This window comes from Pseudohongiella acticola, assembly GCF_001758195.1.
Taxonomy (GTDB): Bacteria; Pseudomonadota; Gammaproteobacteria; order Pseudomonadales; family Pseudohongiellaceae; genus Pseudohongiella; species Pseudohongiella acticola.
On record NZ_MASR01000001.1, the window covers coordinates 21,984 to 36,273 of the forward strand.

14 protein-coding genes are annotated in these 14,290 nt (G+C 45.6%); all 14 read left to right on the plus strand.

Going from position 1 to position 14,290, the window contains the following annotated elements:
- Window positions 1-11 precede the first annotated feature (11 nt).
- The 14 genes from rfbF to PHACT_RS00140 all read left to right on the plus strand — a co-directional run bounded on the left by rfbF (window position 12) and on the right by PHACT_RS00140 (window position 14,285).
- Window positions 12-785, plus strand: a complete 774-nt coding sequence (gene rfbF / locus PHACT_RS00075) for a glucose-1-phosphate cytidylyltransferase (protein ID WP_070115374.1) — start codon at window positions 12-14, stop codon at window positions 783-785.
- Window positions 767-1,840 carry a CDP-glucose 4,6-dehydratase gene (gene rfbG, locus PHACT_RS00080; RefSeq protein WP_070115375.1) on the plus strand — a complete coding sequence of 358 codons (1,074 nt, stop codon included), beginning with the start codon at window positions 767-769 and terminating at the stop codon, window positions 1,838-1,840. The genes rfbF and rfbG overlap by 19 nt, the downstream gene beginning before the upstream one ends.
- Window positions 1,837-2,397, plus strand: a complete 561-nt coding sequence (rfbC, locus tag PHACT_RS00085) for a dTDP-4-dehydrorhamnose 3,5-epimerase (RefSeq protein ID WP_070115376.1) — start codon at window positions 1,837-1,839, stop codon at window positions 2,395-2,397. The genes rfbG and rfbC overlap by 4 nt, the downstream gene beginning before the upstream one ends.
- Window positions 2,394-3,617: a class I SAM-dependent methyltransferase gene (locus tag PHACT_RS00090; protein ID WP_070115377.1), complete on the plus strand. Its 1,224-nt coding sequence runs from the start codon at window positions 2,394-2,396 to the stop codon at window positions 3,615-3,617. Before rfbC ends, PHACT_RS00090 begins: the two co-directional genes overlap by 4 nt.
- Window positions 3,614-4,444, plus strand: coding sequence for an NAD-dependent epimerase/dehydratase family protein (locus PHACT_RS00095; RefSeq protein ID WP_070115378.1), 831 nt, complete (start codon window positions 3,614-3,616; stop codon window positions 4,442-4,444). Before PHACT_RS00090 ends, PHACT_RS00095 begins: the two co-directional genes overlap by 4 nt.
- 173 nt (window positions 4,445-4,617) lie before the next feature.
- On the plus strand, window positions 4,618-5,388 hold the full coding sequence (locus PHACT_RS00100; protein WP_070115379.1) for a cephalosporin hydroxylase family protein: 771 nt from the start codon (window positions 4,618-4,620) through the stop codon (window positions 5,386-5,388).
- Between the two features lie 72 nt (window positions 5,389-5,460).
- Window positions 5,461-6,981 (plus strand): lipopolysaccharide biosynthesis protein, encoded by a 1,521-nt coding sequence (locus PHACT_RS00105; protein ID WP_070115380.1) that lies wholly within the window; start codon window positions 5,461-5,463, stop codon window positions 6,979-6,981.
- Window positions 6,978-7,901: a glycosyltransferase family 2 protein gene (locus PHACT_RS00110; protein ID WP_083264208.1), complete on the plus strand. Its 924-nt coding sequence runs from the start codon at window positions 6,978-6,980 to the stop codon at window positions 7,899-7,901. Before PHACT_RS00105 ends, PHACT_RS00110 begins: the two co-directional genes overlap by 4 nt.
- Window positions 7,902-8,066: 165 nt before the next feature.
- Window positions 8,067-8,762, plus strand: coding sequence for a class I SAM-dependent methyltransferase (locus tag PHACT_RS00115; protein WP_139141391.1), 696 nt, complete (start codon window positions 8,067-8,069; stop codon window positions 8,760-8,762).
- Window positions 8,763-8,855: 93 nt separating this feature from the next.
- A complete protein-coding gene (locus tag PHACT_RS00120; protein ID WP_070115382.1) occupies window positions 8,856-10,361 on the plus strand; it encodes a hypothetical protein in 1,506 nt (501 codons plus the stop codon).
- Between the two features lie 76 nt (window positions 10,362-10,437).
- The gene (locus tag PHACT_RS00125) at window positions 10,438-11,325 is read left to right on the plus strand and encodes an alpha-1,2-fucosyltransferase (protein ID WP_070115383.1); all 888 of its coding nucleotides are present in this window, start codon (window positions 10,438-10,440) and stop codon (window positions 11,323-11,325) included.
- 58 nt (window positions 11,326-11,383) lie between these two features.
- Window positions 11,384-12,400 carry a CgeB family protein gene (locus PHACT_RS00130; RefSeq protein ID WP_070115384.1) on the plus strand — a complete coding sequence of 339 codons (1,017 nt, stop codon included), beginning with the start codon at window positions 11,384-11,386 and terminating at the stop codon, window positions 12,398-12,400.
- Window positions 12,401-12,402: 2 nt separating this feature from the next.
- A complete protein-coding gene (locus PHACT_RS00135) occupies window positions 12,403-13,263 on the plus strand; it encodes a methyltransferase domain-containing protein (protein ID WP_070115385.1) in 861 nt (286 codons plus the stop codon).
- Window positions 13,260-14,285 carry a glycosyltransferase family 2 protein gene (locus PHACT_RS00140; protein ID WP_070115386.1) on the plus strand — a complete coding sequence of 342 codons (1,026 nt, stop codon included), beginning with the start codon at window positions 13,260-13,262 and terminating at the stop codon, window positions 14,283-14,285. Before PHACT_RS00135 ends, PHACT_RS00140 begins: the two co-directional genes overlap by 4 nt.
- Window positions 14,286-14,290: the final 5 nt, after the last annotated feature.

The window sequence follows — 14,290 nt, forward strand, 5'->3', positions numbered from 1 at the left end:
GGGGCCCGTCTATGAAAGCTGTCATACTTGCGGGTGGGCTAGGTACGCGTATTTCCGAAGAAACGCATCTGAAGCCAAAACCCATGATTGAGATCGGCGGGAAGCCGATTTTATGGCATATCATGAAGATGTATTCTGCGCATGGCGTGAATGAGTTCGTAATCTGCTGCGGGTACAAAGGTTATGTCATCAAGGAATACTTCGCCAATTACTTTCTTCATATGTCAGATGTCACCATCGATATGGTTGACAATAAAATGGAAGTCCACAACCAGAAAGCAGAACCGTGGAAGGTGACACTGGTTGATACCGGGGATTCGACGTTGACCGGCGGTCGCTTGAAGCGCGTAGCCCCCTATATTGAACACGAAGATGCTTTTTGTTTTACCTACGGTGATGGAGTCAGCGACGTCAATATCAGCGCTGCAATTGAATTTCACAAGCAACACGGAAAACTTGCCACAGTGACTGCAGTGCAGCCTCCGGGTCGCTATGGCGCCCTGGAACGCGATGGCTCTCAGGTAACAGATTTTGTTGAAAAACCACGGGGAGATGGTGGACTCATCAATGGTGGGTTCTTCGTTTTGTCTCCAGGTTGTTTGTCCCTGATCGAGAATGACCAAACCAGCTGGGAAGGGGCGCCGCTAACTCAGCTGGCCAGGATGCAGCAAATGATGGCTTTTGAGCACAAAGGGTTCTGGCAGCCAATGGATACTCTCCGCGATAAAAACCATCTTGAGGAGCTATGGGCAAGTGGTGCAGCACCATGGAAAACCTGGTCGTGACTGAGAAATCTGACTTCTGGTTTGGTAAGCGCGTTCTGCTTACCGGACACACCGGTTTTAAAGGAAGCTGGTTAGCCTTATGGTTACAGCGAATGGGAGCTGAGATCTCCGGAATAGCATTAGCTCCGAATACGTCTCCAAATTTATTTGAGTTAGCAAAGCTATCTGAAGGCATGGATAGCCAGTTCTGTGACGTTCGTGACCGTGAAGCGATCGATAAAATCGTTCGTAGGGTAGATCCGGAAATTGTATTTCATCTGGCTGCCCAGCCTCTGGTGCGTGCCAGCTATGACGATCCCGTGACGACTTTTGACACCAATGTGATGGGAACCACACATGTCCTTGATGCCTTGCGCGGACTGAGCACTGCGAGGGTCGCCGTGATGGTGACCACCGACAAAGTTTATGCCAATAACGAATGGTGCTATCCGTACCGGGAGACCGATACGCTAGGCGGTCATGACCCATACAGCGCCAGCAAAGCAGCCAGTGAAATAGTAATCGCCAGTTACCGCGATGCATTCCTGAAGCAACAAGGTCTGGCTGTTGCCAGCGCTCGTGCAGGTAATGTCATTGGCGGTGGTGACTGGTCAGAGGATCGACTGATTCCGGACGCAGTGCGAGCCTGGCAATCCGACGAGGCTCTTGATATTCGCAGGCCTGATGCTATCAGGCCATGGCAACATGTGCTGGAGCCACTGTTTGGCTATTTGACTCTGGCTGAAAAGCTCTGGCATCAACCTGAACTGGCCGGTGCGTTTAACTTCGGCCCACCCTCACATGAAGCTGCTACTGTGCGCCACGTTATCGAGGTCGCCCGAGATGCCTTCGGCCAAGGAGCGGTTAGGTTCGGAGAAGGCAACGCTGGCCCTCATGAAGCGGGCTGGTTATCACTTGAAACAGGGAAGGCGCGTGCAACATTGGGCCTGAACCCACAATGGAACTTGACGGATGCAGTCTCGCGCACGATGGACTGGTATCGTGATCAGTTTAAGGGTGCTGAGGCACTCAGTCTGTGTGAGGCCGATATCGATGCTTATGAGTCTGGCTTATGAGTCGGTTTGATATAAAGAACCTTCCCCTTGACGGGTTGAAGCTGATTGAGCGTCAGCAGATGGGTGACAGCCGTGGTTTTTTATCAAGAATTTTTTGTACAAACGAATTGTCTGCCGCCGGATGGAGCGCACCCGTCGTCCAAATTAATCACACCCATACTGCGCGGCGCGGCACTGTGCGTGGCATGCACTACCAGATACCGCCGCACGCTGAGATCAAACTGGTCTCCTGCCTTCAAGGCGAAATATGGGATGTTGCCGTTGATCTCCGTACTGACTCGCCAACCTATCTGCAATGGCATGCAGAGATACTCTCTGCTGAAAACCGACGTGCGTTACTGATACCCGAGGGCTTTGCGCATGGCTTTCAGACGCTGAGCGATAATGTCTCGCTGTTGTACTGCCACAGTGCAGCCTACCACCCTGATGCCGAAGCAGGATTGAGTGCTCAGGATCCGAGACTGGCTATTCATTGGCCGCAAGATATAACCGAACTCTCTGCTAGAGACGCTGGCCACAATTTGATTGACCCAACTTTTGATGGAGTAAAGGTTTGAACTGTCGACACTGCTCAGAACCGCTGCAGCATACGTTTGTAGATCTCGGGTTTGCGCCTCCTTCTAATGCCTATTTGACTCAGGCTGACTTGAGCAAACCAGAAAAACACTATCCGTTGCGAGTAAAAATCTGCACGAATTGCTGGCTCGCACAGACAGAAGATTATGCAGACGCGGATGAACTGTTCAGCCCTGACTATGCCTATTTTTCAAGTACGTCCAGCGGATGGCTCGCGCATGCAGCCACTTTTGTGACAACGATTATTCCTAAGCTGGGACTGGGACCTGACAGCACGGTGCTAGAGGTTGCTTCGAATGATGGCTACCTGCTTAAAAACTTTGTGAGTGCTGGGATCCCCTGTATAGGCATCGAACCAACTGCGAGTACTGCAGCTGCAGCAGAGGAACTGGGCATCCCGGTGTTACGAGAATTTTTTGGGGAGGCACTCGGCAAAAGGCTGGCCGCATCTCAACAACAAGCTGATCTGATCATCGGCAATAATGTCTACGCCCATGTGCCCGATATTAACGATTTTACAGGTGGCCTGAAGGCAGCGCTTAAACCGGGTGGCACAATCACGCTGGAGTTTCCGCACTTGATGCGCCTGATTGAGCAAAATCAGTTTGATACAATCTATCATGAGCATTTTTCGTATTTGTCGCTCTACACTGTCGAACGAATTTTCAACGCTTCGGGTTTACGCATTTTTGACGTTGAAGAACTCACCACCCATGGCGGAAGTCTTCGAGTGTATGGCTGTCATACTGATGATATGCGCGATACATCGAGCAATATAGCAACGATCCTGACTGCAGAAGAACAAGCTGGATTGCAGAAAATCGAAACGTATGAGTGCTTTCAGGCCAGGGCGAACAAAGTAAAAAACGATCTTCTAAGTTTTCTACTTGATCAGAAGCGAGCTGGAAAAAAAGTCGCGGCATATGGTGCTGCGGCAAAAGGTAATACTCTTCTCAATTATGCCGGTGTGACTCCTGATCTGGTTCCTTTTGTTTGTGATGCTGCTGCATCGAAACAGGGGAAATTCATGCCAGGGAGTCATATTCCTATTCTTCCTCCCAGCGAGTTAAAAGAATATTCGCCAGACTATGTCCTCGTGCTGCCTTGGAATATTGCGGTTGAGGTTAAGGAGCAAAATTCTGACTTGCGAGCTCAAGGAACAAAGTTCGTTACGTCCGTGCCAGGTTTGAGGTTCGAATGAGCAATAGGGTTTTGGTAACTGGCGCCACAGGGTTTGTAGGGCGCCAAGTTATGAAATACTTGTCACTGCGTGATACGCGTCTGACTGTTGTAGTGCGCAAAGGAAAACAGGATTTGCTCTTTTGTCAGAAAAACATTGAGAAAATCATTCAAACCGATGATCTATTCGCTGAAACTGAAGATTGGTGGGCGGACGAATTGACTGGAATTGATACCGTTATTCATTTGGCATGGTATGCCGAGCCAGGGTCCTACTTGCAGTCTATTAAAAATATTGATTGTTTAAAAGGAACATTGGCAATGAGTAGCGCTGCGAAAAACGCCGGTGTACGTAGATTCATCGGTGCAGGCACCTGTTTTGAGTACGACCTGAGTGCTGGATATCTTTCTGTAGATACGCTACTAAAGCCTTTGACGCCGTATGCGGCCTCTAAAGCCGCTGCTTATTATATGCTGTCTCAGTTTTTTTCTACTCAAGCGATTGAATTCGCATGGTGTCGATTGTTCTATTTGTATGGGGAAGGCGAGGATAGTAGACGATTAGTGCCCTATCTGCGTCGCAAACTAGGCGCAGGGGAGGTTGCTGAGCTAACCAGCGGTAATCAGATTCGAGACTTTATCGATGTCTCGGAAGCTGGAAAAGAAATCGCTGAAGTTGCCCTAGGGAATGTGTGTGGGCCAATAAATGTCTGTTCAGGAATTCCGGTTACAGTCAGGGATTTAGCGGAGAGCATTGCGGATGAGTATCAGCGTAGAGATTTGCTCAAATTTGGTACAAGGCCTGATAACTTGTTTGACCCTCCCTGTGTCGTTGGGATCAGAAACTGATGAGTATCTCTAAGTTCAAAACTAGAGGTATGGAAAAACAAATTGGCTAGCGGACTACCAAGGCGTTTCGGCACAGATGGGCATAAATTTGTACTATTTACTATTCAATTCGATCTACGTGGCTTAATAAAAAGCCACGGCGAACTACTGCTTAAACAAAATAGGTATTGATAATGGACGACTTTTCCAAAGAAGTTGCTGAACGTGTAAATGCAATTGAGGATAACAATGAGCTTTGGCAAATAGCTGATTCCTTTATGCGTGAGACCACCGTACCCAAATATTCTTATAACTTTTCCTGGTTGGATCGCCCCATAATTCAATACCCACAAGACATTGTGGCTATGCAAGAACTTATCTGGCGAGTAAAGCCAGACTTGATCATTGAGACTGGAATTGCGCACGGCGGATCTTTGATCTTTAGTGCCTCAATGTTGGCGCTTTTGGATATGTGTGATGCCATTAAAAGTGGAGCGACAATTTCTCCCGGGAAATCGGAGCGAAAGGTGCTTGGTATTGATATAGATATCCGCGCGCACAATCGAGCCGCAATCGAAGCCCATCCCATGCAATCGCGTATTCAGATGATTCAAGGTTCCAGTATCGCTCCCGAAGTAGTTGAAGAGGTTAAAGGAATAGCTAAGAATTATGATCGCGTTCTTGTCTGTTTAGACTCCAATCACACTCATGCACATGTGCTTTCTGAGTTGGAGGCCTACGCGCAGCTAACGAGCCTGGACAGTTATTGTGTTGTCTTTGATACGCTCGTTGAAGACATGCCAGCCAATATGTATCCGAACCGCCCCTGGGGGCCAGGGGACAACCCCAAAACCGCTGTGTGGGAGTACCTCAAGTCTCACCCCGAATTCGAAATCGATAAAAGTATCCAGAATAAGCTACTTATTACCGTAGCACCTGATGGTTATCTAAAGAGAATTTCATAAACAGTTGTTGTCTAGTCTAGCTGAGATAGTTCAATTGAGGATACGCAAGTTGATGCTCTGTCAGGTTTCTGTGTGATACAGCGTAATCTGATTGCAAATTACCTGGGACAAGGTTGGGTCGCCTTGATGGGGTTGGCGTTCATTCCGCTATACATTCGGTATCTGGGAATCGAAGCGTATGGGTTGATCGGGTTGTTCGCAGTGTTGCAAGCTTGGCTAAGTTTGCTCGACATGGGAATGACGCCAACGCTAAACCGCGAAATGGCAAGATTTACAGGCGGGGCGCATAGCTCAGAGTCTATTCTAGACCTGCTTCGAAGCATTGAAGTTGTTGCAATCACTGTTGCTTTGTTATTGGCATTGGGAATATGGGCAGGATCAGATTGGCTGGCTAGCGATTGGTTGCGCGCTGAAACACTGTCCGCTGATGTCGTCGCCCAGGCATTTGTGATTATGGGTGTTGTGACCTCATTACGCTTCGTAGAAGGCATATACCGTAGTTGTATAATAGGGTTGCAACACCAGGTTCATTATAATGTCATCAATAGTTGCTTTGCTACATTGCGTGGATTTGGCGCCTTGGTGGTCGTTGGCTGGATCTCGCCGACTATCGAAGCTTTCTTTATCTGGCAGGGTGTGGTGTCGTTGCTAACCTTATGTGTTCTGGGTGCCTTCACGTATCGTCTTATACCCAAATCTGTGAGGTCTGGGCGATTTTCTATTCAGGCATTGCAAGGTATCAGCCGATTTGCGGGTGGAATGTTAGGCATTACATTTCTAACACTGCTATTGACGCAAATCGACAAAATACTTCTGTCGAAAATACTCACTCTCAGTGAATATGGTTACTATTCACTGGCTGCTGTGGTTGCTTCAGCGCTATATATGCTGACCGGGCCGATCACCCAAGCGTGGTTTCCTCGTTTGAGTGAATTACACGCTACCGATAATCAAGCAGAGTTGATAAGAAAATATCATCAGGGTGCACAGTTGGTTTCGGTGTTGATGGGTAGTGCAGCTATCGTACTCATAATCTTCTCGGAAGATGTATTGCAACTTTGGACCCAAGATCATCTCCTCGCAGAACGGGGCTCTATTCTTCTCAGTATTCTGGCATTAGGGAATTTGCTCAACGGACTTATGTGGATGCCGTATCAAACCCAACTTGCGCACGGATGGACTGATTTGGCCACGCGTATCAATCTTGTTTCGGTGATATTCATTGTGCCAGCTATCCTTTGGGTAACGCCCCTCTATGGTGCAGAGGGAGCAGCTTGGATTTGGGTCTGCTTGAATGCCGGTTATCTACTAATAGGTATTCATCTTATGTACCGCCGAATACTCACTGAGGAAAAATGGCGCTGGTATAGATTCGACATTCTTCAGCCACTGCTTGCTGCCACTGGGGTCGCTAGCATTTCAGCCTGGGTAATGCCGGATTCTCTAACCTGGCAGGTTCAGCTACTTTGGTTGTCGGCGTCTAGTGTGACTACCTTGGTAGCTTCTGCAATGTCATCACAATATGTGCGGGCAGCGCTAATTACAAAAATCAAGTTACGCCGTAAAGTCACTAGGTCATCGAGCACAATATGAGCGCTAAGTCAGTACCCGAAGTTGCCTGTGTCAATATTCCTCAGGTAACGATAGGAATGCCTGTTTTTAATGGTGAAGAATTTATTGAGGAGGCGTTGGAATCATTATTGGCGCAGTCGTTTTCGAATTTTGAGCTAATAATTTCCGACAACGCATCAACTGACTCTACCGAGGCAATATGTCGAAATTATGCCAGGAAAGATGCGCGTGTAAGATATTTTCGCCAGACTGAGAATCTAGGTTCGGTTGCAAATTTCAAGTTTGTATTGGAAGAGGCAGTTGGTGAGTATTTCATGTGGGCAGCTGCGGATGATCTTTGGGCGCCAAATTTTATAGAAAAATGCCGCGATCTGCTTGTAAAAGATGAGGATGCAGGTATGGCCATGACGGCCTATGTTTGCTCATCAAGATTTAGTGAGCTATTGAAAATGAAATTCGAAAACCCCTTAGCGTGTATTTCTATTGAGGACAGAGCGGAACGTGTACGCGCCTATTCAAAATTGCCTTTCTCTACTCATAAAGACAATCTTGTATACGCGTTGTGGCGAAAAAGAGCTTTGGTGCACTTGTTGTCTGACTTGGTATCTATAGCTAATCTTAATATCATCGGTACCTCAATGAATGAATACGCTTTAGCTATGCATAAGGGAAGATATAGTTCAGACGTAGGATTCTACAAGCGGTATAGATACGTTCCGCCCGGGCACTTTTTAGATCCTTTGCTGTCCTTTATCTCTAGGTTAAAGAGAAGAGCCAAGAACAGAGGGTTTAGCGCTAATGCATCTTACGGCGTTCAATCGCATCTCGCCGATTTGAGAGCCGTGTTGATCAGCGCAAACTTTACTGACGATTTTGTATCTGAAATTGTGCAAACAAATATTAAGCATCTCAACGGCAATAGACATAATCCAGATGATTGAGCCTATCGCTTGTTTATGATTTAGTTTTCGTCTTTAACAAATTCCGCATTGGCTAACGGTGTCCATGTGATTTTTCTTTAACGAGTTGCTTCCTGTATGTAATTGAGATCGCTAAGTCTAAGTTTGCTCACTTTTTTTAATATTGTATCGAAGTAGGAAATTAGCTTGAAAATTGTTGATATAAACGAAAAAAATCGCCAAATTTGGCTGGAAGCAGCGTTGAAAGCATTGCCTAACGGCGCCAGTTTGCTTGATGCTGGTGCCGGTGAGCTCAAGAATCGTCAGTACTGTGAACACTTGCACTATGTGTCACAGGATTTCTGCCAGTACGAAGGCGCGGAGGGCAATGCACCAGAGGAAGGTTTGCAATCGGAAAGCTGGAACACAACACGCATTGACTTAGTAAGCGATATCACGGCTATACCTGCGCCTGACGCCAGCTTTGATGCCATCCTTTGCAGTGAAGTGCTTGAACATGTCCCTGATCCGACTCTTGCTTTAGATGAATTTGCAAGACTGCTTAAACATGGTGGTAGAGTGATCCTTACGGCTCCGTTCTCTTCCAACGTTCACATGGCTCCGTACCATTATTGTAGTGGATTCTCAAAGTATTGGTACGAACACCACCTTGCGAAACGCGGTTTTCGAATCGAGTCGCTTACACCCAACGGCGATTGGTATGCATTATTGCGCCAAGAAGTTACACGCCTAGGTGGTTTAGAGCGGCAGCGCGGAAATTGGAGCTGGCCATTTGCTTACTTTTATGCGCTCTTGGGTATGATGTATTTCAAGGTACGTGCAAATAAACGAGCTGAAGACTTGGCGTGCTTTGGCTGGCAGTGCGTTGCCGTAAAAGAATAGAGCTAAAGGGTATCTTGCAATGGCTAGGTAGACAGTAGTCTCGCCTTCAACCCTTTAAGCCGAAGAAGAATTATAAAACTGGAATGACGATGATTGATAGAAGACCAAATTGCTTATATGTACTTAAATAGGTCCATTCCTCTACTATTCGCGATACCGAGTACCGAAAAATCTAAAACGGCACTTTTGTTATCGTTATTTATAGCAGCTACAGCGATGGTGCTCTATCTTGCGGCTGTACTTTGGCAAGACTTCCCATATTTTCTGCTAATGACGATGCTTCTCGGCTTGCATGGAGTATTGAGTTTATATACTACCGGTGCAAACATCTTATTCCTATTTCGGTATTTCTTGGTTTGGGTTCTCATTTTTGGTACTTCACTGGTTTGGTTTGTTTTTCCAGGAGAGGTATATGTAGCACCATTCGGACTGGAGTTCCAAACTATAGAGAACACAAGGGTATTAGTTCTAGCTGGAGTGATGTCTCTTTGCGGATCGTTGGCTGGTTGGCATTGCGCGTTCTTAGGGATAAAGCTAGAAAGTATTCCCAAGTTGTTGATTACAAATCAGTACGTAAAGAATCTTAGATTTGCTGGGTTACTACTCTCAGTAGCTTTTGCTCTACTTTACGTTTGGAAAGCGGGTGGTATTCTTGGTGGTGGGCGCGTTTATGCGGGTGGCCAAGCAGGTTTCTCGCTTGAGTTTGGCGTATTTAACCTTTTTCATTTTACCGGTATATCATTAATTCTATTGGGCAGTGTCGCAATAAAGAACGGCATAGATTGGCGTTATATACTACTGGCAATACTAACTCTGATACCTGGAATGTTGGCTGGCAGCAGGGCAGACTTCCTTCCACAGGTTTTCTTGCTTTTTCTGTTGCTGTTCAACTCGCGGATTCTACGCCTACTAACAAACTGGAAATATGTGGTAGCCCTCACATATCTGGCCGTATTGGTAGCTACTGCCTCATTTGCATATTTTGTTGCAACGTTTATTGCAATTGCGCGTGCTGGCATAGATCCCTGGCTAGCTATGGAGCTGGTTTTTAATAGCGAGACCGGTCGCCTAATCAGCAACGTTTATGGTCATAAGATGCTTTACTTCGAAACAGGCAATATGATGTTAGGCGGTTTGTATAGTGCTATTGTTCAGGTTAGAGAAGGCTATACAGGATTGTTGTTTGGGGAAAGTTATTTCAATTACCTTCTAGTTTCACCACCGGCACTCCTTGGGCTGCCCAGACCCTTAGGGCTGGAATGGGCTACAGAGATCAATGGCGTTACGATGACTCAAGGCGGCATTTTTGAGGTAGCAGAAGCGTATTGGAATTTCGGTTTGGCAGGTTGCTTTTTTATTTCCTTCCTCTGGTCATTTTTATTCGGTTACTTGCTTCGTCATGGCTTGATGACAAACAACTATTTCTATCTTGCCTGGTATATCGTCTACGGCTTTCACGGGTTTAGAGCGATTTGGTATCAAAATTTTGGATACTTCAGGCTAATGACCGTAATGTTCGTCATATACATTGTTTGTGTGCCTTTCTATGGATGGTTTATAGCTAACAGAAGAATACCTTTGAGTGGTAATCTCAGTTGATTAGGCTAGTTGTATCACTTTGGTTTCTGATGTTGATTGGACAAAATTCTCACTTAACTACAGGCTAATTTACACAGTGCAAAAGATTATTCCTCGAATCGTTGGTGGGCTTGGCAACCAACTTTTTTGCTACGCGGCTGCACGGCGCCTTGCTTTGATTAATGATGCTGAACTTGTCTTAGATCACAAGAGCGGTTTTGAGTACGACACAGTTTATAGACGAAAGTATCAACTTGATCACTTTAATATTGATAGCCGAAAAGCAAATACCTCAGAACGTTTGGAGCCTCTGTCAAGAATCCGAAGATCGCTCAAAAGGAAGTACAACCAATTTCTTCCATTGGAGAAGAAGACATTTTTCACTCAAAAGAGCATAGACTTTGATCCTGATATTCTCTCTTTGAGTCCTCGGGCCAATCTGTATTTGGAAGGCTACTGGCAAAGTGAAAAGTATTTCAAGGATGTGGAAGACATTATCCGGGATGATTTGAAAATTGTACCTCCAGATGACACTGAAAATATGGCAGTTGCAGAATCGATTCTAGGCTGCAACGCAGTAGCTGTGCATGTGCGATTCTTTGACGAACCTCTAGATACTGAGTCTAACAATGCCCCTGGTGATTACTACGTTCGCGCAATCGAGAAAATGGAGGCGCTTGTACCAAATGCCCACTATTTTATATTCTCTGACAAGCCGGAAGCAGCGCGTGTTCGAATTCCATTGCCGGACTCACGTACCACGCTTGTTTCACATAATAAAGGCGACGCCAGTGCATATGCAGATCTCTGGTTAATGACATTGTGTAAGCATTTCGTTATTGCAAATAGTACGTTCAGTTGGTGGGGGGCGTGGTTGGCGACAAACCAGGTGAAAAATGTAATAGCACCTGGTTTTGAGGTGCGTCATGGGAAAATGTGCTGGGGGTTTGAAGGCTTGCTCCCTGCAGAATGGATTAAATTGTGAGTCAATTAGCGTCGTGAGAATACTGGTTGTTGGCGATGGGCATTCCAAGATTCACGAAGTGGCAGTAGTACGAGCTCTCGATGAGTTGGGTCATGATGTCGAAGCATTCTACTGGTGCAACTATTTTAATTCTCGTGAACCATTGTTGCATTTCTGGAAGCGTATTCAGAACAAGTTTCTACTTGGTCCCGCTATTTTTAAGATCAATGCTGATCTTGTTCAAGTAGTGGCCCGGTTCAGGCCAGATCTTGTATTCATTTATCGTGGTACTCATATTCTTGCATCTACTATTAATGCTATAAAGCAGAGTGCCCCTGGTTGTGTTGTTTTCGGATATAACAATGATGACCCTTTTGCAGAGGGTCACTCGCCTTTTCTCTGGCGCCATTTCCTAAAAAGTACACCATCGTATGATTTAATGTTTGCTTATCGCCATCATAACATTGGTGAGTATTTAAGCATCGGTGCGAAAAGGGCTGAATTGCTAAGATCATGGTATTTGCCATGGTCTAACTGCCCAGTTGTTCTTGACGATTCTGATAGAGCACGCTACGAGTGCGATGTGGTATTTGCTGGTCATTTCGAGGACGATGGGCGACTTCAGTTACTTGAGAAAATAGTGAGTTCTGGGTTTAGTCTGCGTCTATATGGTCCTCCAGGTGAATGGGATCGTTTGATTGAGAAGTCGCCGATATTGAATCACATCGCCCCTATTCGTCAGATTTGGGGCGATGAGTATAACAAGGCGATTAGTGGGGCCAAAATTGCTCTTTGCTTCCTTTCGAAACTCAATCGTGATACTTACACAAGACGTTGTTTTGAGTTGCCAGCTATGGGTACGCTCTTGCTATCGGAGTACTCTAATGACCTGGCATCTCTCTATTCGGAAGGCGAAGAAGCAGAATTTTTTAGAAGCAGCGATGAGTTATTATTCAAAATTTCAAAGTATATCAAGAACGAAAAAGATCGCTGTCGAATTGCCGGAAATGGAAAGAAAAGAGTCGTTGACGATGGGCATGATATATTTTCTCGGATGAGTTATGTACTTAGCTTTTCTAATGGTATACCGGATTAGATATGAAAAAAATTGTGAAGAAGGTTAAGTGGTCTCTGCGTCGACTAAGGCTGAAGATTCCGAAAGAAGCTTTGGTGCTGGAAGTTGGGTCTGGGGGTAATCCTTATCCGAGAGCAAATGTGCTACTAGATGCATATGAAGATACCCAAGAGCGACACTGGGAGGAACTTGTACATGATCGCCCCACGGTTCTTTCGTTTGGTGAAAATCTTCCTTTTAAAGATAAAGCTTTTGACTTTGTGGTCGCAGCCCATGTTCTTGAACACACGCCATTCCCTGAAAAATTTCTACACGAGCTGCAGCGAGTTGCTTGCGCTGGATATATTGAAACTCCTGATGCGTTTATGGAGCGAATAAATCCCTATATGGATCATCGGCTCGAAGTGACTTTGCGCGATGGAAGCTTAGTGATTTTCAAGAAAGCAAGTTGGCTTAATGAGCCAGAGTTAGTTGAGCTATACGAAGCTCGCGCAAAGAAAATAATTACACAAGAAACGATTCCGCAGCACGCAGAAGAGTTCCACATGCGTTATCATTGGAAGGATAAGATAGATTTTAAAGTCGTAGATCCAGAGATTGATGCAACGTGGGACCCTCCTTCTAAAAAAAATGTAATATCTGCTCTTTCAAATGGCCCTAGGTATAAACTCAGAAAATTGGCCTTGATCTTTATTAGTAGAATATTCTCTCAAAATAGGAGAAACGCCAAGCTCGACGTTATCTCACTTATGCGCTGTCCTGAATGTATTTCAGAAGACCTTGCGAGAAAGTCCTTGTCTGAAGTGGTTTGCAAGAATTGCAGTTCAAGTTATAAAGTTGATGATATGGTATACAAATTATATAATGGTAATTCTAGTATATGATGCTGCCATTTCTATCCATTTGTATCCCTAGCTACAATCGGCCTGGTCAGCTTGAAAAATTGCTTGGCTCTATCGATTGTGACCCTGAACTTGTTGAAGTGGTCGTCTGTGAAGACAATGCACCTAAAAGGCTTGCGGTACGCGAGACGATTAAACGCTTCTCCAAGACTTCTAGGTATTTAACGCATTATTATGAAAACGCTACAAATCTTGGGTTTGATGGCAATCTACGTAGACTTGTGGAGTGTGCCTCGGGCGATTTCATTGTGTTTATGGGTGACGATGATCTTTTCGTGCCAGGTGCCCTGAATCAATTATTAGAGTTTTTGGATAGTCATCGTGATAAGCCTTATGTGCTACGGACGTATTTGACCGAGCATCCGGATGGGCGAACCGAATACTACCGCTATCTACCGGAAACAACGGTTTTGCCGAAAGGTGAAGCCACTGTTGCCTGGCTGTTCAAACGGAGTGTGACTATCTGTGGGTTCACCGTGTCGCGAGCAGAGGCTTTGAAGTATGCGACAGCTGATCTTGATGGCACTCTTCTTTATCAAGTGTATCTGATGTCACAGGTTTGTTTGCAGAACGATTCCATCTATTGTGATATTCCAGTTGCACATGCTGTCCAGAGTTTTCGAGACGACAAACCGATGTTTGGTTCGTCAGAGTCAGAAAAGAGTCGATTCACACCGGGCAGCGTCTCTCATGACAACTCTATCAACTTCACCAAGGCGTATTTCGAAGTTACTTCATATCTCGACCAACAGCATGGCACCGAACTGACCAAGTTGGTCCGCGTCGATCTGTCCAAATACTCCTATCCATTTCTATCCATACAACGGAAACGTGGCATCCGCTCTTTCTTGAACTATGCCAAACGACTTGAGGTTGAAGTGGGATTTGGCTGCACCAGGTATTTCTACCTTTATAAGTGGGCGCTTTTGTTATTGGGCGAAAATATATGCGACCGGTTGATCGTTAGAATTAAACGAATAGTGGGTCATACCCCGAACTTCTAGAGAAG

Coding starts and splice junctions, on each gene's coding strand:
- PHACT_RS00100 (WP_070115379.1), top strand. CDS start 4,618: ATGGACGACTTTTCCAAAGAAGTTGCTGAACGTGTAAATGCAATTGAG.
- PHACT_RS00140 (WP_070115386.1), top strand. CDS start 13,260: ATGATGCTGCCATTTCTATCCATTTGTATCCCTAGCTACAATCGGCCT.
- PHACT_RS00095 (WP_070115378.1), top strand. CDS start 3,614: ATGAGCAATAGGGTTTTGGTAACTGGCGCCACAGGGTTTGTAGGGCGC.
- rfbF (WP_070115374.1), top strand. CDS start 12: ATGAAAGCTGTCATACTTGCGGGTGGGCTAGGTACGCGTATTTCCGAA.
- rfbG (WP_070115375.1), top strand. CDS start 767: ATGGAAAACCTGGTCGTGACTGAGAAATCTGACTTCTGGTTTGGTAAG.
- PHACT_RS00135 (WP_070115385.1), top strand. CDS start 12,403: ATGAAAAAAATTGTGAAGAAGGTTAAGTGGTCTCTGCGTCGACTAAGG.
- rfbC (WP_070115376.1), top strand. CDS start 1,837: ATGAGTCGGTTTGATATAAAGAACCTTCCCCTTGACGGGTTGAAGCTG.
- PHACT_RS00110 (WP_083264208.1), top strand. CDS start 6,978: ATGAGCGCTAAGTCAGTACCCGAAGTTGCCTGTGTCAATATTCCTCAG.